This window comes from Pseudochrobactrum asaccharolyticum (assembly GCF_003314995.1).
Classification (GTDB): domain Bacteria; phylum Pseudomonadota; class Alphaproteobacteria; order Rhizobiales; family Rhizobiaceae; genus Pseudochrobactrum; species Pseudochrobactrum asaccharolyticum.
The window spans coordinates 567,591-588,180 of sequence record NZ_QNRH01000002.1 but is presented as its reverse complement, the minus strand read 5'-3'; the positions used below and the strand labels follow the sequence as shown (position 1 = coordinate 588,180).

The following is a 20,590-nucleotide window of genomic DNA, read 5'->3' as shown; positions in this document are numbered from 1 at the left end:
CGCGGCGAAGGTCAGAAACCTATCACGACTGTTGTAAGGCTTCAAAACCGGCGATGAGTGCATCCAGCCCGTAGTCGAAGCTGCGTTCTGCTTCATCATCATCAAAATGATCTAAAATTTTCAAAAGAAAATCTGATGCCCCTTCTGCAGATGGGGTCGTTGCTTCCTGCCGCTCCTGTGCATCTTCCTGAGCGGATTGCTGTTCCAGTACAGAGCCCACGGTATAATGTCCGATGACTGAGAGTGCCCTGACGGCATTTTCAGCGCTGAAGCCTGCCTGACACAGGAAGCGGATTTGTGCTTCCGCCGTTGCGAAATGTGGCGCAGACGGGCGCGTCCCTGCATGGATACGGGCACCGTCACGATAACTCAGCAAGGCTTTGCGAAAACTGCGGCCGTTATTTCTCAGAAAATGGCGCCAGTCTTCTCCCTCAAGCGGCAGAGAATGACTGTGATTTTCGTTCAGCATTGCTTCGGCTAAAGCATCCAGCAACACCCGTTTATTGCGGAAATGCCAATAAAGTGCTGGCTGTTGTACATGCAGCCGCTCTGCAAGTTTTCGCGTTGTCAGCCCGTCAGCACCAACTTCATTAAGCAGATCCAGTGCGGCACGAATAACCGATTGCCGGTCAAGTTTCGTCATCAAAGTCCCTTTCGCAGGCTTGACAATTTATCACAGATAAATTTTATGTCTATTTCCTTATCGATGATAAATTATTATGGAGCCATGCAGGTGAAAGCACGGATGAATAAATCTCTTGCTGTTGTTCTCAGCGTTATTACGCTGGATGCAATGGGGCTTGGGCTTGTCATGCCGGTGCTACCGGAACTGCTGCGCGGGCTTGTGCCGGATGGACAAGTAACAGGACATTATGGTGTGTTACTGGCCGCTTATGCTCTGATGCAGGTGGTGTTTGCTCCCTTTCTTGGCAGGCTTTCAGATCGCTATGGCCGTCGTCCGGTGTTGATTGTATCGCTGGCCGGTGCTGCTGTAGATTATGCTATTATGGCGGCAGCGCCTGTGCTTTGGGTGATTTATATCGGTCGTATGATCGCCGGTATTACTGGAGCAACAGGCGCAGTAGCGGCATCAGCTATTGCTGATACAATACCGTCAAACCAAAGGGCGCGCTGGTTCGGTTATATGGGAGCTTGTTACGGTGCCGGTATGATTGCGGGGCCAGCGATCGGCGGACTGGCAGGTGGCTTTTCTGTTCATGCACCTTTTATCGCAGCTGCGGTATTGAACGGGGGCAGTTTTTTGCTGGCCTGCCTGTTTCTTAAAGAGACCCGTAATGCATCAGCAGAGCCGGAAAATACAAGCGCATTGATTTTCCGCAAGCTGTTGTTACCGGGCAGTTTACTGAAAGGTGTGACAGCGCTTGCACTGGTGTTTTTCATTATCCAGCTGGTGGGACAGCTCCCTGCAACGCTGTGGGTGATTTATACGGAAGATCGTTTTGCGTGGGATACAACCATGGTTGGTTTTTCGCTGGCGGCTTTCGGTGCGGTGCACGCGATTTTTCAGGCTTTCATTCCGGGTCCGCTGTCCGCCCGTTTTGGTGAGCATCGCACATTGATCATAGGCATGGTTGCTGATGCCTGCGGTTTTCTGGCACTGGCATTGATCACACGAAGCTGGATGGTACTGCCGGTTCTTTTGCTGCTGGCAACCGGTGGCGTGGGAATGCCCGCATTACAGGCGATGCTATCAGGATCAGTCGGAGAGAATGAGCAGGGAAGTTTGCAGGGTACTCTGACCAGCCTGACCAATCTGAGTTCGATTATCGGGCCGCTCGGTTTCTCGGCTTTCTATACACTCACCGCAGCCTCGTGGAATGGTTGGGTGTGGATAGCCGGTGCAGGGCTGTATCTTATCAGCTTTGCAATTCTGCGCCGGTCTTTATGCCGGTTTTCATGAGTGTGCCACAGCAACGGAAATTGCTGTGGCACAAAAGGAGATTTATGGACGACGGAAATGCGATGGCAGATCGTAAAGATAAGCGATCCGCTCAATCGCTTCACGCAAAGGCTCATAGGCCACAGTCATAGTATGACCATTGGCATGGATCATCATGTCTGGGCTGGCCATAATCGCCACATGACCGGGCCAGAACACCAGATCGCCGCGCTGCAGATTGGCATAATTCTCACCGGCATCCAGTATTTCGCCCAGATGAGCACCTTGCATATCGGAATCACGCAACACATTGCGCCCTGCATCAAGCATGGCAAGCTGCACCAGACCGGAACAGTCAATACCGAAGCCGGACGTACCGCCCCACAGATAAGGGGTATTGATCAGACTTTCCGCTGTGGTGACATAATCGGCAACAGTCTCGTCAATAGCACGCAGATGCTTGGCAAAAATCGCAGTGCCGTCCGGCAGCATTCCGTAGCGGCTGCCGCGGTTGTCAACGAATTCGGTAATTTCTACCACTGAGCCGAGAGACAGGGCGGTGGTGTGACGGAAGCGCAGATCAGCGCCGGAATAGATGAATGTGCGCGGCACACAAATGCGGTGGGTCGGTGCATTGCCGGTGTCAGCCAGTTCTGTATCCGGCAGATAGCCGACATAACCGTCTCGCAGAGCCTGCACCCAGCTCCAGCCATTGGCCTGTTCAAACACCGTGACTTCATCACCGTAGAGAATCTGACTTTGCGGGCCGCTGGCTTGCTCAGGTTTGCTGCGCAGATCACTGACAGGAACAATAACACGTTTGCGCTTGCCTTCAGTGAAGGCAGCGGCATCGACTTTGCCGCTTAAAGCGCTATCGGCCAGATCGGGACGATAGGCATGGAGACGGCGGTCAAGCTGGGTCATAAAGGCAATTCCCTGGATTTTGCAATAACGCGGTCGCCCAGTCTTTCAACATAGAGCGCACCGCTGACAGTTCGTTTGATCAGGACATTACGCAGATCCTGCGGGTCGCGATGGCGGCTGACCAGCCCCATCGTTCCCATCGTATCCAGCGCACGGGTAATAACAGGTTTTGTCACACCAAGACGTGCAGCCAGCGCACGCACTGTATGGGGTGGTGTTTCTAGATAGATTGTCAGCAGAATGGCCATCTGCCGCCATGTCAGATCATGGGTTTCGTCGCGTACCTGTGACAGGGACACGGTTTGTAACAGCGTCAGTGCCTGTAGTGGTTTTAACTCGACAGCCATGAATACCGCTCATTATCTAAGATAAAGGCCTGCCCGTAATGTACGGGCAGGCTGTTTGGCTTATAGAACCGCTTTTAAGCGGAGCCTGCAAGAGGCACAGAGCATTTCCAGCAAAAGTGGCAACCGGTTTTGCGTTCGGAAATGCGTGAAATAAAGATAGAGCGGTTCAAATGATTCAATATGAACTGTAACCGCTCTATGCATAACGCTGTTTGATAACCTGATAAAGGGCGCGGATACCCTGTGCCGCACCGCCGACTGTGGCCGCGGATTTCTCAACCGGTGTCCAGCCGTAAATATCGAAGTGTCCCCAGACCTTGGCATTTTTGACAAAGCGCGAGAGGAACAGCGCTGCGGTAACAGAACCGGCAAAACCGTCGGTGGTTACATTGTTGGTATCGGCAACTTTGGAAGCGAGCTTGGCTTCATAAGGTGCCCAGAGCGGCATGCGCCAGAGCGGATCAGACTGCGCTGCAGCCTGCTCGGCCACTTTCGCAGCAAAGGCTTCATCATGGCTGTAGAATGGCGGCAAATCAGGTCCCAGTGCTACGCGGGCAGCACCGGTGAGGGTTGCCATATCGATGATGAGATCCGGATTTTCTTCATCGGCGAGGGTCAGCGCATCGGCGAGAACCAGACGACCTTCCGCATCGGTATTGCCGATTTCAACAGTCTGTCCTTGACGAGAGGTCAGAATATCACTCGGGCGGAATGCGTTACCGGAAATGGAATTTTCCACCGCAGGGATCAGCACCCGCAGGCGTACCGGCAGCTTGGCATCCATGATCATGCGGGCAAGGCCAAGCACATTGGCGGCACCGCCCATATCTTTTTTCATGAGCAGCATGCCGCTGGCAGCTTTGATGTCGAGACCGCCGGTATCAAAGCATACGCCTTTACCAACCAGCGTGACTTTCGGATCGCTGTCCTTGCCCCAGGTGAAATCAATCAGGCGCGGAGCAGTGTCGCTGGCACGACCGACAGCATGGATCATCGGGAAGTTTTGTTTCAGCAGATCATCGCCGATAACCGCCGTAAATTTCGCACCATAGGCATCTGCGAGGTTACGGGCTGCCAGTTCCAGTGCATCCGGCCCCATGTCGCTGGTCGGTGTATTGATCAGATCGCGGGTCATGGCGCTGGCATCGGCCAGACGGCGGGTTTCAGCCAGATCAGACAGGCCGGAAATATAGAGCGAAACGCTGTTCTGATCTTCTGCGGAAGCATCTTTTTTATAGCGGTTGAACTGGTAGCCGCCGAGCAAAAAGCTGACCGCGAATAATTCAGCATGGTCTGCTTTGCCTTCGATATGCCAGTTGCCGGCAGGTAGCAAACGGGCAAGCTTGCCGCCAATCAGACGGCCTTCACCGCTTTTGTCTTTGTCGGCCGGTTCAATGCCGAATAATGCACCGCTGATCTGTCCCTGTTCATTGGCCAGTGTCAGCAATTGTCCTGCTTTGCCTTTATAAGCATTGGCTTTTGCCCAGTTGAGGACAGTTTGCGGGAACTGACCATTCGCCAGTGTCTCCGGTGTTACCAGCCATATCGGGCGGCTGTCGGCAGCCTGCTGATCCAGAAGGGCGGCGCGGTTCGCAGATAAAGGGAGGGAGGTCATTGTAAATTCCGTTTTTATTTTCGGGAGAGCGGCATGAGTCGCTGATACAGTCCTCATAATTAACTCTCTATTAGGGTTAATGGAATATTGATTTTCATTATATTCCGGTGAAGCTGCATCAATTCATCAGCCTGATTGACAGCTCTGTCGCCTCTTAATTTTGATGGAGAAAGTCTGATGCAGCATTCTGTGACAGGTTCTGAAAAATCGGACAATACACGCAATGGCTTGCATCAGAAAGCAGGCGGATATCTGACCAAAAGTTTGAAACTGACTTCCGCACTGGTTCTGACCGGACTGGTGCTTGCCGGTTGTACAGCCGTTGATCGCACCACAACCGGATCGGTTAATAAAAGCACCGGCACCAAAGCCGAGCGCTCCATTGAACAGATGAATGCACAACAGCTGGCACAAGCCGCACAGAGCTATGGCGCGCATTATCAGAAAAATCCGACCAGCAAAGTGGCCGCACTTAATTATGCTACAGTTCTGAGCATGGCAGGTCGTAATGACCAGTCGCTGGCTGTGATGCGGGCAATCGCCATTCAGTTACCGAAGGATAAGCAGGTTCTGGCAGCTTATGGTAAGGCTTTGGCCGGAGCAGGCGAGTTGGATGCGGCGCTGGATGCCGTACGCCGTGCACAAACACCGGATTATCCGGACTGGCGTTTGCTGTCGGCCGAAGGTGCCATTCTTGATCAGCAGGGTAATTCAGCGGCTGCGCGTACAATTTATCAGAAAGCTTTGCAGATCAAACCGGGTGAAGCTTCGATCCTGTCCAATATGGCTATGTCTTATGTCTTGAGCGGTGATCTGCCAACAGCGGAGAAATATCTGCGTCAGGCAAGTGTTGCGAATGGCAGTGACAGCCGTGTTCGTCAAAATCTGGCGCTGGTCGTCGGGCTTCAGGGGCGTTTTCAGGAGGCAGAAACCATTGCTTCGCGTGAGTTGTCACCGGAGCAGGCAAAAGCCAATACAGATTATCTGCGCTCAATGCTCGCAAAACAGGGCGTTAAAAAGCAGGCATAAAAGCTGCAAATTTTATCAATAAAAACGCCTGCCTGAAGAGATCATTCAGGCAGGCGTTTTTGTTTTAGATGATCTGATTTTAAAGCTGCTCTAGAGCATTTTACCGTCAAGTTGGATCAAGTTGACGTCGTAATAATGCGACAAACTAAAGAAACTAGAGCGAGCGCCATGGCCCAATCTGAACGTAAACCGCACTAGTTTCCGGCGATACCACCCGCACCAAAAATCTGGATCATGGCAGGTCCGAGAATAACCATGAACAAGACCGGCAGGAAGAATACGATCATCGGAACAGTGAGTTTCGGCGGCAACCCCGCAGCTTTTTTTTCAGCGGCCAGCAAGCGCATATCACGACTTTCCTGCGAGAGTGTACGCATGGCTGTGGCAACCGGTGTACCATAACGCTCAGCCTGTATAAGCGCCTGCGTCATGGCTTTAATCGCTTCCATACCGGTACGGTTGGCGAGGTTTTCATAGGCTTGACGGCGCTCCGGTAAAAAAGCCAGTTCCGCATTGGTCAGCATCAGTTCTTCCGCCAGATCGACAGACTGGACACCGATTTCATCGGCAACACGACGGAAAGCTGCTTCCGTGGACATACCGGATTCTACGCAGATCAGCATCAGATCCAGCGCATCCGGCCAAGCCAGTGTAATGGACTCACGACGTTTTGCGGCAATATTACTGACATAAAGATTGGGCGCATAAAAACCGGCATAGGCGGCAAGAATACAGACGAAAAAACGGACAAATGTTGATTGCTGCGCCAATATTCCCAAGCCGAAGATCATGAAGATTGCCAGCGCCAGAAATGCAAAGGGCAGGATAAAACGCATAAACAGAAAGATATTCAGCGGGTTTTGTCCACGAAAACCGGCTTGGCGCAGCGATGCAACTGTCTTGTCATCAGCTAAAGCACGCCGCAAATCCAGCTTCTCAACAAAATCACGGATACCGGCTTTTTGTTGATGGCGCAGGCTGATGCCGCGCTCTTTGTCATTGGCAATGCGGGCTCTTTCACGCGCGCGAATAGCCTCGCGTTCAAGGGCTACAGATTTCATCCGGCTTTTCAGCGGATTGCGTTGAAAGTACGGGAGCAGCAGAGTCATCACAGTTGCGAACATCGCAAACATGACAAAAATGCTGATCAGTGTTTGTCGTTGAAACAGAGTGGTTTCGATAAAATTCTGCATAGCCATCTCCGCTTACATTTTGAAGTTAATCATGGTTTTCATCACGAAAATTCCGAGCGAATACATGATGACTGAGATGACCAGCAAAACATTGCCGGGAAATGTCGTGAATAACAGGCCGATATATCCAGGATTCATAAAGGAAATCACTGTGGCTACGAAGAATGGGAGGGAGCCGATAATTGCAGCAGATGCTTTCGCTTCCTGAGACATGGCTTGCACCTTGGCAGCCATTTTCTTGCGGTCGCGTAAAACCCGCGACAGGTTGCCGAGAGCCTCAGAAAGATTGCCACCGGCCTGTGATTGAATTTGGATCACAATTGCAAAAAAATTGGTTTCCGGACAAGGCATGTTTTCCGGCATTTTGGCCACGGCTTCCGGTATCGTCAGCCCCATTTGCTGGGCTTCGATAATCCGGCGGAACTCTTCTTTGACCGGAGAAGGGGCATCATTAGCGAGCAGACGCAGACTGTCATTTAATGGCAGGCCGGAACGTAATGAACGCGTGATGACATCCAAAGCATTGGGAAAATCATTCAGGAAGGCTTTCATGCGTTTTTTACGTAAATGCAAAATGATCCAGCGCGGAACGCCGAAAAAACCAATCAGAGCGATGACCGGTGACAGCAACAGAGGTACACCAGCCATAAGACCCAACAGAAAACAGATAAAAGCACTGGCTGTACTGATGAGATAAAACTGACGGATAGTCCAGCTTAACCCTGCCTGTGCCAGCAAGGTACGCAGAGGCGGATTTTTCTGATTTTTGGTTTGCTTTTTATTGCGGCGATCCAGTTCGTCCAGATTTTCCTGCAAGGTCCGGCGCCGCTTTTGTGCCTCACTGGCTTTTTCGCGCTCCGAACGCATTACTGCACGGCTGGTTGTCGTTTTTTTGATGGCGTCGAGCCGTTTTTGTCCGGTTTTTTCCGCAGTGATCCGGTCAAAAAAAATGACATAGAGCAGGGCACCGACAGCGATTGCTGCCAGAACAACAAACAGAATTGTTGCACCGTTCATAAAAGTGCCCTTTCAGTATCAGGCAGGATGGTGTGCCTGTGTTGTGGTTTCAGGTCAGATTTGATGGCTGCCAGCCACTTCCATCGTGTCCAGAATGGTCGAGAGACGCTGATCTTCATTGTAATAGCGTGCCCGTTCCCAGAAAGCGGGGCGGGCAATGCCGGTCGAGACATGGCGGCCGATAATATTGCCGTTTATATCCTCGCCCATCATTTCAAAATTGATCAGATCCTGTGTGATGATGACATCACCTTCCATACCAATAACTTCAGTAATATGGGTGATACGGCGTGTACCATCACGAAGACGAGTTGCCTGAATAATGACATCAACAGAGCCGACAATAATTTCACGCACCGTACGCTGCGGCAGCGTATAACCGCCCATGGCAATCATGGCTTCCATACGGTTCAGACATTCACGCGGGCTGTTGGAGTGGATCGTGCCCATTGAGCCGTCGTGACCGGTATTCATGGCCTGAAGCAGATCGAAAACTTCAGGACCACGGACTTCACCAACGATAATACGTTCAGGGCGCATACGCAGACAGTTTTTGACCAGATCGCGCATGGTGATCTCGCCTTCACCTTCCAGATTGGGCGGGCGTGTTTCAAGGCGCACGACATGGGGCTGCTGAAGCTGCAATTCTGCCGAGTCTTCGCACGTGATGATGCGTTCGGTGGAATCAATATAACGTGTCAGACAGTTCAGCAGCGTGGTTTTACCGGAACCGGTACCACCAGAAATAATAATGTTACAACGTACACGGCCGATAATCTGCAGCAGTTCTGCACCCAGTTGTGAAATACTGCCGAAGCGTACCAACTGATCAAGGGTCAGCTTGTCTTTTTTAAATTTACGGATTGTCAGCGCTGTGCCGTCAATTGCCAGTGGCGAGGTAATGACGTTCACACGGGAACCGTCCGGCAGACGCGCATCACAAATCGGACTGGATTCATCCACGCGGCGGCCGACCTGAGAAACGATGCGCTGACAGATATTCAGCAATTGCTGATTATCACGGAAACGCACATTGGTTTCCTGCACACGACCATTCACTTCAATATAGGTTTTGCGTGCGCTGTTGACCATAATATCGGCAATGTCGTCGCGTGCCAGCAGCGGCTCTAACGGACCATAGCCCAGCACATCGTTACAAATATCGTCGAGCAGTTCTTCCTGCTCGGCAATCGACATAACAAAGTTCTTGATTGAGATAATATCATTGACGATTTCACGGATATCATCACGGGCGGCTTCCGCATCCATGCGTGATAATTGTGACAGGTCGATCGTATCAATCAGTGCTGCAAAGATCTGGGATTTTGTATCGTAATAGGCCTGTGATTTCTCACGGGCAACCGGAGCAGCAACGGGTTTTGTTGTCGTTTCACCTGACGTTGATGCTGATGGTGATTGTGACAATGGTGTAGATACAGTGCTCTGTGAACTGCCAGCTGTTTGACTGGCAATAGGTTTTATCGTGGTGGCGGGGGTGCTTGCGCCTCTTTTTCCGAACATGGCTGCTCTCTATCCTTGTCCGTTAAGCGGAAGGTTTACGCTTCAGTTTGCTGAGAAGGCCTGTCAGAGGGCTTGATTTTTTAGCCTCATCCGGCACGTCCTGTTTTCCGAGCAGCTCACGGGCGATCTCGGTAATTTTTTGCGATATTTTATGGTTCGGGTCGGCTTCCCCGAGCATATGTGCATTATTGGCAGCAGTACCGAAAAATTGCGGATCGAATTCAATCACTGCCAACGGTTTGATATTGAGCGGTGAACAAAACTCTGCGATTGAAATTTCAGGGCGCTTCGGTACACCTGTCTGATTGAGAATGAGATGCGCAGGCCGGTCATTCGGGCGCAGCAGGATCAGTGTATCCAGTAAATTTTTGGTGTTGCGCAGACATGCAAGCTCAGGCGTGGCGACGATGATAATCTCATCCGCCTGCATCAGAGTTGTCCGTGTCCAGCTATTCCAGCTATGCGGCATGTCAAGCACCAGCAGCTGCGTGGTGCGCAAGGCAGATTCTATGACAGAAACAAAGGAGTCTGCTTCAAAATCATAAGTTTTTTCGAGCGTTGACGGTGCTGCGAGCAAAGACAAATGTTCTGAACTCTCGGCCAGCAGGCGGTCGAGATAGACTTCATCCACACGTTCCGGTGCATAGACCGCATCAGCAATTCCCAGCGTCGGATCCTGATCAAAGTTGATATTCACTGTACCGAAAGGCAGATCCATATCTGCCAGTACAACCTCGTGTTTGAACTGATTGGCAAGGCTCCAGCTGATATTATGGGCAAGTGTGGATGAACCGGTGCCGCCTTTAGCGCCGATAACGGCGATACTTCTGCCGGAAGGTGCGGTAGACGGGTCTGCAAATAAGGTATCCAGCACGGAAATGACTTCGGACAGGCTGGCCGGAGACACCAGATAGTCTGAAACACCATTGCGGATCAGTTCCCGGTAAAGCCGGACTTCATTGCTGCGCCCGATAATCAGTACACGTGTACCGCTGTCACAGACCTCAGCAAGACGGGTAATATCAGCAAGCAACTGCTCTGGTCCGGCCGCACTTTCAAGAATAATCAGATGTGGTGTGGAACTACTGTGATAGGCCTCAAGTGCCGTATTGATGCCGCCGGAGCGGATTTGCCAGCGCGTGCGCGTCAGACGGCGATCCTGCGAACAGGCCTGAAGTACGGACAGACCGGCATCTGTTTCACAGAAAGCATCAATATTCAGACGCGGTAGCGGACGAATATCGCGTATATTCGTGTTGCCGTCCTGAAACATATCTGTTGATGTGATGCTATTTTCCACGATCACGACCTTTATTGAAGTTGCATGTCCTGTTTGCAAACATTGGCTGCAAACAGGATTATTTTCTTAAATTCCGCCGATTATTATCTTCTAGGAGTATAATCCACGATCTGGCTACGGTTTTCTGCCCAGACTTTTGACAAGCTTGGTGAAACATTGTCATAGCCGTTGTCAGGGCTGTCTTTTTTCATTCCGCTCAGAACGCGGTCATTGCGTGTACCATTCAATGGTGCAGTGGCGCGCGGACCAAGGAAATCTGCCGGATTTGCAACTTGTGCGGCTAAGTTTGCCTGTGTGGCGCAGCCGAAATTTGCGTAATGTTTGTTCTCAGAAGTATCCAGCATGTCATCCGGCCAGCGCCCGCAAGGACCCGTGCCTGCTGTCATGGCATAATAACTGATGCGAACCGGAGCAGACACTTCCGGATTATTCACCTGATAGCTTTGGGTGGTAATATTGCTGGCAAGCACGCCGCCTTGTCGCAGAACTTTAGCAATATCCATGCTGATGCGATAAGCGGCCGACTGATTGGCGCTGCCTTCCGGCAGCAGGATAAAGACCATACCAGAACCCTGGCGGCGATAGCCGTCAACGGCATTTTGCACAATGCTGCGTTGTGTAAGGCTTAGTTTCTGATCGTTCCGGCTGACAGGAATATCTGCAGTTTTCTCGCGTTCCTGAATGGTGATCGGATGGTTGGTACGATAATCATCCGGTATAGCGCCAACGGTGACATGATGTGTATTCGCACAGCCTGTCAGTGCCAGAGTGATGAACAGGCTGCCGCTGATGAGCATTGTCCGTGAAGGCTGAAAGTGAATTTTCTTCATAATGCTGCCTGCCCCTCTTATTTATAAATGAAGCCGACAACGCCGTTATAGCGGCCATTGGGCAGGTTGGTTTTTGCGCTGCCATAAACGCGGTTGACCTTGCCGAGTACAAAACCGGCCGCATCACTTGGCGGTGCCAGATTATCGTCAGGACGGGCCAGATCGGTTCGTGCTGTTGAGCGCACCAGATAAGGTGTTACAATCACAACCAGCTCCGTTTCATTGCGCTGGAATTCACGGCTACGGAACAGAGTGCCGAGAACCGGAATTTTGGACAGACCCGGGGTGCCATTGATGGATTGGCGGGTTTCATCCCGGATCAGGCCACCGATCATCATGGAACCGCCGGATGGTATTTCAACTGTGGTATCTGCAATACGTTTGCGCAGAGAGATAATGTTCGGACTGAACTGACCGGTATTTTGTGTTGCAGAACCTTCATTTGTTGGTTCAGAGACAGAGGTGCGGACTTTGAGCGATATACGGCCTGGTCCCAGCACGGTCGGCATAAATTCCAGCCCGATCCCATACTCAATCTTGGCCAGCGTATTTGTACGCTTTCCGTCGTCGTCATAATCAACACTATCAAGAACGTTATATTCACCACCGACTTTAAATGCCGCTTTTTCACCCGAAATTGCAGTCAGTGTCGGTTCTGCGAGGGTTTTCATGGCACCTGCAGTTTCCATCGCTTGCAGGTAGCCACGGAAATTACTGGTACGAATACCGAGTACATTATTTGCATTTTCCGAAACAACACCGGGCAAATTGCCTGCAATACCGCTGAAGGTCACGCCATTGGTCGTGGCGCTGCCGACCATATTCACACCAAGCTGCTTCATCACAGTGCGGCTGACTTCAGCGACAGTGACTTTCAGCGTAACCTGATCTTCACCGGTAATGGTAATCAGGTTAATGATTTTACTGGCTTGGCGGCGTTCCTGATTAAATCCGTTGGAAATCGTAATATTATTACCTTCGCCAGATGATGAATTGGAGTTGTTATTATACTGACCTGTAGTTGCTTCACCGCCGGAAACCAGCAAGTCAGCAAGCTTTGCAGCCTGAGCGGCATCTTGCGGTGTCTGAACAGTACCGGTTAGTACGATATTGTCATTGATGAGTTCAATTTTGATATCAGAGCCCGGAATATATTTGCGCAAAGACGTGGCAAGACTGCTGACATCGCGCTCGATCTTCAGATCAAGACTGGCGATTTGTTCACCGTCCTTGCCAAAAATAATAATATTGGTTTGACCTACGGCTTTACCGAACAGGTAAATACGGCGCGCGGTACGCGTAACGGCGTCGGCCGTCGCAGGGTTTGCAACCAGAATATCATAGGCATCCTGTGGCAGATCAATGACCACGGATTTACCGAGTCCGAGATTAACCGGTTGTGCGCGGCCTGCACTGGTAATCTGAACATCCTGCGCCTGCGCTAAATCCGCAATGGTGACCGGAATGATCATGGCGGCTGAAAGGAGCAAAGCCTTCAATTGTTTACTGCCGTAAGTTTGGGAAAAGAAAAGACGTGTCATTAGTTGATCCCGACTTCGGAAAGGTTGCCCGATTTAATCATTTTGACAGGGCCGTTTTTGCCCGGGGACATCACAAGATAGCCGGATGAGCTGGTAGCTTCAGGTTCGGCATCACGTACTGAGCGAAGTGTCAGGTTGATTCTGTCTGCCATAGATTGCGCGGCTGCCAAAATTTCAGCTTGGCCCTGAGTGACTTCCAGTGTTGCTGTACGCCCCATAATATCTTTTTTACCGGCATCATCTTCTTTGATCGTTTGATCAATGGCCAGAACGCGGACGTTTTCCAGAATGGTTTCCGTGAAAAACGGTAAAGCTGATGGCTGAGGATTGCGGTTTTCGCGGGTGAGAACAACGTCGACACGATCACCTGGCAGAATAAATCCGCCGGCAGAGCTTTCTGCTGCAATATTGGTTGCGATTGCGCGCATCCCTTTAGGCAGCAGAGAGGACATCAGTGATTCTCCTTCGCCAATCAGCTTGAGCTTACGAATTGGTTCTCCGGCCAGAACAGGAAGGCGCAGACTGGATTTTTGCAGATCATCCAGCGCTTCCGGTTGGGCGTCACGGGTAATATAATCCGGGGATAGTGAACTTTCAGGCCATGACTGCCACTACAACTGACCGGACAGGCTGGAACCGACCGCCAGATTGGAAGAGGCTGTCAGAACATCTTTCACAGGCAGTGCAGGCGCGGGGGTACTGACTTCAATCGCCGGAGGCGGGGCATCATTCATCGTCAGGGCAATATAGCCTGCAGCACCGGCAGCAAGCACGGCAACAGCCAGAATGATCAGGCGTGAAGTGTTCATCAATAAATCCCCGCAGTAAGCGTGTGTTGTGGCACATACACTTAATGCAGCAGGAATCGTATAATTATGGTTAACGAACTATTATTGTTGATTTTGTTAAAATACGTTTTGCTAAAAAACATCAATAAAACAGAGGATTTAACCTGCAATGGCGAGTTGCGGATAAATCCAGAGACCGGCAATCGCCAGAGCTATGCCATAAGGGATACCTTTGGCGGGATTTGTCAGACGGTAAAGGAAGGCAATATGGACAATTTTGTTTCTGTTGACGAGTTTGCGCAGTAACAGAATGAGCACCGTCAGAATGCCGCCGGCAATCGCGCTGATCAGCAAATATTGGACAAGACTGGCTGAAAATCCGGTCCATAATGCGGTGGCACTGATCAGTTTGGCATCGCCGCCACCCATAGCATTTAAATAAAATAAGCCAAAACAGACGATGATTACCACTATGCCGGCGGCCAAGTGTAGCAAAATTGACTGAAACGATAGTCCTGCGAAGGGGGCCAGAATAACAAAACCGGCAGCCAGAAACAGACAGGCAATATTGCTGATCTTCATAAATAAAAGATCTGAAAGTGCTGCATAGATCATGGTGCCGCAAAATGTCAGTGCAATGAGGAAAGTGAGCATAATCTGCCTTGATGCTGCGGAGTAGGCGGAAAAGTGGTTTTCCTATTCCATAGGCAATGCAATTTACCTTTAAGTTAATGGGCAGGTTAATGTTGTAAAACCTGCCCTGTTTTTTTGTGCCCTGAAATGAACTGCCAAATTTACAGAGCTGGTTATCTATTAAGTGTTCTTTCATCCATCTTGCGCATAGTAGAGCCGGAAACAGAACTTAATTTATGGCTTATAAGAATATGATAAATTTGAAAAAACTGATATTTTTATCGCTGCTGAGTACCGGTCTGCTGTTGCATCAGGCCGTAGCTGAAGAAAGTCAGACAATTCAGATTCAGACCGATCAGGCTCATATTTTGCGCCTCGATAAACCGGTAAAATCCGTCATTATTGGTAATGATGCGATTGTTGATGCCATGATGCAGGATTCGAAAACCATTATCCTGACAGGACGGAGTAATGGTGTGACCAATCTGGTTGTCATGGATCAGAATGGTGAGACACTACTGGATGAAAACGTTATGGTGAGCCAGAATGATCTGGCGACGACGCGGGTTTTTCGCGGAACGGATGTGTCAGTGATGTCTTGTACACCGATTTGTACACCGAAAGTGATCGCACCTAAGTTATAATACTTTTTCCTCTCCGATTCTGTCTGGCTTTGGAAACTCATGTCTATATTGAGAGAGCAGTCTGACCCTGCTGATTTAAAACATACTCAAAAAAAATTCCGGCTGTTTCTTCGGGATGAACGAGGCGTAACAGCAGTTGAATTTGCTCTGGTTGTTTTCCCGTTCTTATTTCTGATGTTTGCAATCATCGAGCTGGGCATTAGTTTTGCTATGCAGCAGCTGCTGGTTTCTGCAACGGAGGATATAAGTCGTCAGTTTTATACGGGGCAGCTCAGAGAAGAAAATCTGCAAGCTAACTATGTTCAAGACACGATTTGTAAAAAGATCAGTATCTTACCTGTTGTCGATTGTAAAAATTTGTCGATCAATCTGGATAACTACACCAGCTTCTCAGAAGTGCCGGTGAAAAATCTTGTTACCAAAAACGGTGAGCTTGGTCTGCCGAAAATCATCAATCTGGGTGGCCCGTCGACGATCAATCAGATTAACGTGCTGTATCGCTGGCCTGTCATGACAAATATTTTGTATTATTTAAATCCGGATGTGAAACCTGCTGATCGTGTTATGCCGCTGTTTATAACCGTCACCTGGCAAAATGAGCCATACTCATGATGGGGAAAAAGCGCGAAAACCCTGCTCGTTTGATGCAGAAACTATCTTCACGATTAAGACATTTTTTTAAGGATGAGCGGGCTGTATCTGCAGTGGAATTCGCTTTGCTGCTGCCTGTTATGATCCTGATTTATGCAGGTGTTGCTGATGTTTCGCGCGGTGTTGATGCTAACCGCAAGATTAATCGGGTCGCGAGTGTTGTTGGCGATCTTGTAAGCCGGCAAATCAGCGTTTTCCCTGCGCAGCTTGACGATATCTTTATGATTGGCGCCAGTATCATGCTGCCGTCAGCCCAAAGTCCTGAAATTAAAATCTCTTTTTTGAGAGTGGAAAGAATCCAGAACAGTGCAAATTTTAGAGTGACGCTGGAATGGTCACGTAAGACACGCGGCTTTGACGATAAAAGAGGGATGGGTCCGACAGAGGTGCCGGAGAATTTGCGCAGAGAGGCCATGAATTATATTCGTGTTGAAACGCAATATACCTATCGACCACTGCTGTCTGTTGTGCTTCCTTCTATCGATATGGGGGAGGTTTATTTTGTCAGTCCGCGCTATTCTGATATTATTCCTTGTTCGGCGTGTAGGTAACATCTGGGTGGCATAAATAGTTCACTGCTTGACGGTCGCAGTAGGTTTCATGATATGCATTTCGTTCAACCAAACGGAAGCAGTCGGAAGGCACTTTTCATGCGACGGGTTATACTCATAGTGCTCGACTCATTCGGTATCGGCGGTGCGTCGGATGCTGCTGTGTTTGCTGATCAGGGGGCAAATACTCTCGGGACGATTACCCGCTTTTGTGCTGACAGACAGACACCTTTGAATATTCCGAACATGCTGCAATTAGGCTTGGGACAGGCTGCGCGATGCGCGACAGGCGTTTATCCGGCCGGACTGGATGCTCAATTGCCGGTAAACGGTCTTTGGGGGGCGGCGCAGGAGGTTTCTAAGGGCAAGGATACACCTTCCGGCCATTGGGAAATTGCCGGTCTGCCGGTTCCATTCGATTGGGGTTATTTTCCGAAAACCATTCCGACATTCCCTGAAAGTCTGACCGACACCATTATTCGTCAGAAAAGCCTCAGCGGAATATTGGGTAATTGCCATGCTTCCGGAACAGAGATTATTGCTCAATTCGGTGAAGAACATATCCGCACAGGTAAGCCGATTTTCTATACATCTTCAGATTCGGTTATTCAGGTTGCCGCGCATGAAACGCATTTTGGCTTGCAGCGTTTATATGACTTATGCGCCGCTATGCGCCCTCTTGTGGATCCGCTCAATATCGGCCGTGTGATTGCTCGTCCTTTTATCGGGGAAACACCAGAGAGTTTTGAACGCACTGGTAATCGTCGTGACTTTGCCGTGCCACCGCCCCAACCGACCTTGCTGAACATTGTTGAAGCGTCAGGGCATGATGTTTATGCGGTGGGTAAAATCAGCGATATTTTTGCCGGATCAGGTGTGACGCAATTGCGCAAAGCCCACGGTAATCAGGCGCTGGTGGATAGCACGCTGCAAGCGATGGATGATGCCGGTGACGGCGATTTGATTTTCACCAATCTGGTTGATTTTGATATGCTCTACGGGCACAGGCGCGATATTGCCGGTTATGCCGCTGCCCTTGAAGCATTTGATAAGCGACTGCCGGAAATTTTGCAGAAAATGCGTGAGGGCGATCTGCTCATTCTCACTGCCGATCATGGTTGTGATCCGGGCTGGCAGGGAACAGATCATACCCGTGAAGCTGTGCCGGTGCTGATTGCCGGTGCCGGGAGCGGTACGATCGGGGTACGCAAGAGTTTTGCCGATATCGGTAAATCTGTTGCTGCCTATCTGGGACTTGAGAATAATCTGACCGGAGAGAATTTCCTCTCATTCAATACAAACCGGAAATGCTCTGAGAGCGGAGATTTGAATGCCTGAATTGCCTGAGGTGGAAACGGTTCGCCGTGGTCTGCAACCGGTTATGGAAGGAGCGGTGGTTGAAAAGCTTGTGCTAAACCGTCCCGATTTGCGCTTTCCTTTTCCCGAAAATCTTAATGATCGGCTGCAAGGGCAAAAAATTGTCTCGCTGGGGCGCCGTGCGAAATATTTGCTGATTGAATTTGAGGACGGCGCCAGCCTGATCAGTCATCTTGGCATGTCCGGTTCTTACCGGATTGAACCTGATCTGCGTGTTTCCGCTCAGGAGCAGGCAGAGGACGGGTTCCACTATCCGCGCTCCAAGAACCCGACCCATGACCATGTTGTTTTCCATGTGCAGTCGCCGGTCTACGGATCACGGCAGGTTATCTATAATGACCCGCGCCGCTTCGGCTTCCTGCTACTGTGCGGTACAGGAGAACTGGCAGAGCATCCCTCATTGAAAGATCTTGGTATTGAGCCAACCGGTAACAGTCTGTCAGGGCCGGTGCTGGCAGAGCTTTTCAAGGGTAAAAAAGTACCACTGAAGGCAGCCTTACTCGATCAGCGTCTGATTGCCGGTCTTGGGAATATCTATGTCTGTGAAGCGCTGTGGCGCACCGGCTTGTCACCTTTGCGTGCAGCAGGAGATGTGGCGCAGGATCCGCAACTGGCCGAAGCACTCGCAACCTCTGTGCGTGAAGTGATCGCTGAGGCAATTGTCGCCGGTGGATCCAGTCTGCGCGATCATCGTCAGGCTGATGGCACGCTGGGCTATTTTCAGCATAGTTTTGCAGTCTATGACCGTGAGGGCGAGCCTTGTCGCCGTTGCGGCGCACCTGTGCAACGCATTGTTCAGAACGGGCGCTCAACTTTCTTTTGTGCGGCCTGCAGCAGCTGATTTTCCAATTCATGAATGATAATTGTTTAGGGGAGTAACTCAATGGCCTATGAAACCATTCTAGCTGAAACACGTGGCAAGACCGGTCTGATCCGTCTGAACCGGCCACAAGCGCTCAATGCGCTGAATTCACAACTGGTGAGTGAGCTGACAGATGCTCTGCGTGCTTTTGATAAAGATGATGCAATCGGCGCGATTGTTCTCACCGGTTCGGAAAAGGCATTTGCTGCGGGCGCTGATATTAAAGAAATGCAGAACCTGACTTTTGCCGAGGCCTATGGTCAGGATTTTCTGGGAGAGGCAGAGGGCGTCAGTGCAATCCGCAAGCCGATCATTGCGGCAGTCAGCGGTTATACGCTTGGTGGTGGTTGTGAGCTGGCGATGATGTGCGATTTTATCATTGCCGCAGATAATGCCAAGTTTGGCCAGCCGGAAATCACATTGGGAATCATTCCGGGGATTGGCGGCACACAAAGGCTGGCGCGTTTTGTTGGTAAATCCAAAGCCATGGATATGGTGCTGACCGGCCGGATGATGGATGCCGCAGAGGCCGAGCGCTGCGGACTGGTGTCACGCGTTGTGGCACAGGATGTTTTGCTGGATGAAGCATTGAAAGCGGCTGAGCGGATTGCATCTTTCTCGCAGCTTTCGGTGATGATGGCCAAAGAATCGGTCAACCGTGCTTTTGAAACAACATTGCAGGAAGGCTTGCGTTATGAGCGCCGCTCTTTCCAGGCATTATTTGCGACTGAGGATCAAAAAGAGGGCATGGCGGCTTTCGTTGATAAACGTACACCGTCTTTCACAAACCGCTGAGTCGCGGCACTTAAGGCTGCTCTGCCTTTGAATAACGGGGCAGAGCGACAGGATAGACTTTAAAGTCCGTCTTTTACGGGATTCAGGCGCCCTGAGCGAGAGAATCCACATTGACGAGGCTGCAAAGCTGATCTATAAGCGCGCAACAGTGAGATGGCTCTAGGGCCGTCCGAATAGATTTTTGCCCGGTGGCCTTCCCCTTCGATTTGATATCGATGCTGAAAAGCCCGCTGGAAAGCTGACAGAAAAAGAGAGGCATTTATGGCCAATACACCTTCGGCCAAGAAAGCGGTTCGTAAAATCGAAGCCCGCACCGAGGTCAACAAATCCCGTCGTTCGCGCGTTCGCACTTTCATTCGTAAGTTTGAAGATGCTGTAGCACTCGGTGATAAAGCTGCTGCACAGGCTGCTTTCAAGGTTGCTGAACCTGAACTGATGCGCGCTGCCACTAAAGGCGTTGTTCATAAGAACACAGCTTCGCGCAAAGTATCGCGTCTTGCTGCACGCTTGAAAGGCATGAGCGCCTGATATCAGGTGTCGTCTGTTTGTTAAGAAACCCGGCCTTAGAGCCGGGTTTTTTTATGTCTGAATTTTATAAATATTCTGAAGTTTCGGACGCCGAGTTTATACAAGATATGACTAAAATATTTCAGAGATTCTCTTTGCTATGTTTTTAATTTTGCAATTATTTTCGAAGCTTGCCCGCATTTTATACACAGTTCTAAACTGAGTCTGGGGATTGCTCAGGACGGCTCTGAGTCAAGCGAATTATTATTATTTTTTTTCACGTCCGAGATTCTGGAATGGTTAATAATTGCTCCGATAAAAAGGCATTGAATCCAAAGGTCTTATTAATTTCAGACCCTGTATCAGAAGAGTAATGCGTACTGAGAGATAGTTCCAATGATTAAAAAACCCTTAATGGTGGTCTTGCCCTAGGGCTAAAGATTTCGCTAATGTTAGCTCATCAGTGCTCTGGACCATTGGCATAAAAGCTGTCGGCGTCCGGTTATAATTTCATGGCGTACAAAGCGGTCTGACGCAGAATTTTTGGTTCTGCGAAGGAGAATTT

Annotated in this window: 21 protein-coding genes and 1 pseudogene; 9 read left to right on the top strand and 13 right to left on the bottom strand. The window is 50.2% G+C overall.

Going from position 1 to position 20,590, the window contains the following annotated elements; all coding sequences use genetic code 11:
• Window positions 1–22: 22 nt before the first annotated feature.
• Entirely contained in the window at window positions 23–643 is a 621-nt protein-coding gene (gene tetR(62) / locus DFR47_RS07175; protein ID WP_113943683.1) for a tetracycline resistance transcriptional repressor TetR(62), read from the bottom strand.
• A gap of 102 nt (window positions 644–745) precedes the next feature.
• Between tetR(62) and tet(62) the strand changes: the two genes are divergently transcribed.
• The gene (gene tet(62), locus DFR47_RS07170; protein ID WP_113943978.1) at window positions 746–1,921 is read left to right on the top strand and encodes a tetracycline efflux MFS transporter Tet(62); all 1,176 of its coding nucleotides are present in this window, start codon (window positions 746–748) and stop codon (window positions 1,919–1,921) included.
• Window positions 1,922–1,963: 42 nt separating this feature from the next.
• Here tet(62) and DFR47_RS07165 read toward each other — a convergent pair whose 3' ends face one another.
• From DFR47_RS07165 to DFR47_RS07155, 3 genes are all read right to left on the bottom strand, one after another.
• Window positions 1,964–2,824, bottom strand: a complete 861-nt coding sequence (locus tag DFR47_RS07165; RefSeq protein WP_113943682.1) for a C40 family peptidase — start codon at window positions 2,822–2,824, stop codon at window positions 1,964–1,966.
• On the bottom strand, window positions 2,821–3,171 hold the full coding sequence (locus DFR47_RS07160; RefSeq protein WP_075653991.1) for a MarR family transcriptional regulator: 351 nt from the start codon (window positions 3,169–3,171) through the stop codon (window positions 2,821–2,823). The genes DFR47_RS07165 and DFR47_RS07160 overlap by 4 nt, the downstream gene beginning before the upstream one ends.
• 196 nt (window positions 3,172–3,367) lie before the next feature.
• Complete coding sequence (locus DFR47_RS07155; RefSeq protein ID WP_113943681.1) at window positions 3,368–4,786, bottom strand: leucyl aminopeptidase family protein; 1,419 nt, start codon at window positions 4,784–4,786, stop codon at window positions 3,368–3,370.
• Window positions 4,787–4,963: 177 nt separating this feature from the next.
• On the opposite strand from DFR47_RS07155, the gene DFR47_RS07150 reads away from it, so the two are divergent.
• Window positions 4,964–5,815 (top strand): tetratricopeptide repeat protein, encoded by an 852-nt coding sequence (locus DFR47_RS07150; RefSeq protein ID WP_113943977.1) that lies wholly within the window; start codon window positions 4,964–4,966, stop codon window positions 5,813–5,815.
• A gap of 194 nt (window positions 5,816–6,009) precedes the next feature.
• On the opposite strand, the gene DFR47_RS07145 is transcribed toward DFR47_RS07150, so the two are convergent.
• The 9 genes and pseudogenes from DFR47_RS07145 to DFR47_RS07110 form a co-directional block, all read right to left on the bottom strand.
• Window positions 6,010–7,008: a type II secretion system F family protein gene (locus DFR47_RS07145; RefSeq protein WP_113943680.1), complete on the bottom strand. Its 999-nt coding sequence runs from the start codon at window positions 7,006–7,008 to the stop codon at window positions 6,010–6,012.
• A gap of 12 nt (window positions 7,009–7,020) precedes the next feature.
• Window positions 7,021–8,025: a type II secretion system F family protein gene (locus DFR47_RS07140; RefSeq protein ID WP_113943679.1), complete on the bottom strand. Its 1,005-nt coding sequence runs from the start codon at window positions 8,023–8,025 to the stop codon at window positions 7,021–7,023.
• Window positions 8,026–8,079: 54 nt separating this feature from the next.
• Window positions 8,080–9,546 carry a TadA family conjugal transfer-associated ATPase gene (locus DFR47_RS07135; protein WP_113943678.1) on the bottom strand — a complete coding sequence of 489 codons (1,467 nt, stop codon included), beginning with the start codon at window positions 9,544–9,546 and terminating at the stop codon, window positions 8,080–8,082.
• Between the two features lie 22 nt (window positions 9,547–9,568).
• Window positions 9,569–10,846, bottom strand: coding sequence for a CpaE/TadZ family protein (locus DFR47_RS07130; protein ID WP_245416477.1), 1,278 nt, complete (start codon window positions 10,844–10,846; stop codon window positions 9,569–9,571).
• Between the two features lie 83 nt (window positions 10,847–10,929).
• Window positions 10,930–11,676: a CpaD family pilus assembly protein gene (locus DFR47_RS07125; RefSeq protein WP_245416476.1), complete on the bottom strand. Its 747-nt coding sequence runs from the start codon at window positions 11,674–11,676 to the stop codon at window positions 10,930–10,932.
• A 17-nt stretch (window positions 11,677–11,693) separates the two neighbouring features.
• Entirely contained in the window at window positions 11,694–13,148 is a 1,455-nt protein-coding gene (locus DFR47_RS07120; RefSeq protein ID WP_245416498.1) for a type II and III secretion system protein family protein, read from the bottom strand.
• Between the two features lie 68 nt (window positions 13,149–13,216).
• Window positions 13,217–13,816: pseudogene (gene cpaB / locus DFR47_RS07115) on the bottom strand (Flp pilus assembly protein CpaB); the annotation flags it as partial.
• Window positions 13,817–13,828: 12 nt separating this feature from the next.
• Window positions 13,829–14,026 carry a hypothetical protein gene (locus tag DFR47_RS22275; protein WP_342633957.1) on the bottom strand — a complete coding sequence of 66 codons (198 nt, stop codon included), beginning with the start codon at window positions 14,024–14,026 and terminating at the stop codon, window positions 13,829–13,831.
• A 138-nt stretch (window positions 14,027–14,164) separates the two neighbouring features.
• Window positions 14,165–14,659: an A24 family peptidase gene (locus DFR47_RS07110; protein WP_113943676.1), complete on the bottom strand. Its 495-nt coding sequence runs from the start codon at window positions 14,657–14,659 to the stop codon at window positions 14,165–14,167.
• 239 nt (window positions 14,660–14,898) lie between these two features.
• Here DFR47_RS07110 and DFR47_RS07105 point away from each other — a divergent pair, with 239 nt between their 5' ends.
• The 7 genes from DFR47_RS07105 (at window position 14,899) to rpsT (ending at window position 20,046) form a co-directional block, all read left to right on the top strand.
• A complete protein-coding gene (locus tag DFR47_RS07105; RefSeq protein WP_245416475.1) occupies window positions 14,899–15,282 on the top strand; it encodes a pilus assembly protein N-terminal domain-containing protein in 384 nt (127 codons plus the stop codon).
• 39 nt (window positions 15,283–15,321) lie between these two features.
• Window positions 15,322–15,894: a TadE/TadG family type IV pilus assembly protein gene (locus tag DFR47_RS07100; RefSeq protein WP_113943674.1), complete on the top strand. Its 573-nt coding sequence runs from the start codon at window positions 15,322–15,324 to the stop codon at window positions 15,892–15,894.
• Window positions 15,891–16,484: a TadE/TadG family type IV pilus assembly protein gene (locus DFR47_RS07095; RefSeq protein ID WP_113943673.1), complete on the top strand. Its 594-nt coding sequence runs from the start codon at window positions 15,891–15,893 to the stop codon at window positions 16,482–16,484. Before DFR47_RS07100 ends, DFR47_RS07095 begins: the two co-directional genes overlap by 4 nt.
• Window positions 16,485–16,583: 99 nt before the next feature.
• On the top strand, window positions 16,584–17,822 hold the full coding sequence (locus tag DFR47_RS07090; protein WP_113943672.1) for a phosphopentomutase: 1,239 nt from the start codon (window positions 16,584–16,586) through the stop codon (window positions 17,820–17,822).
• On the top strand, window positions 17,815–18,702 hold the full coding sequence (mutM, locus tag DFR47_RS07085; protein ID WP_113943671.1) for a bifunctional DNA-formamidopyrimidine glycosylase/DNA-(apurinic or apyrimidinic site) lyase: 888 nt from the start codon (window positions 17,815–17,817) through the stop codon (window positions 18,700–18,702). The genes DFR47_RS07090 and mutM overlap by 8 nt, the downstream gene beginning before the upstream one ends.
• A 42-nt stretch (window positions 18,703–18,744) precedes the next feature.
• The gene (locus tag DFR47_RS07080) at window positions 18,745–19,518 is read left to right on the top strand and encodes an enoyl-CoA hydratase (RefSeq protein WP_113943670.1); all 774 of its coding nucleotides are present in this window, start codon (window positions 18,745–18,747) and stop codon (window positions 19,516–19,518) included.
• Between the two features lie 261 nt (window positions 19,519–19,779).
• Entirely contained in the window at window positions 19,780–20,046 is a 267-nt protein-coding gene (gene rpsT, locus DFR47_RS07075) for a 30S ribosomal protein S20 (RefSeq protein WP_113943669.1), read from the top strand.
• The last annotated feature ends 544 nt before the right edge of the window (window positions 20,047–20,590 follow it).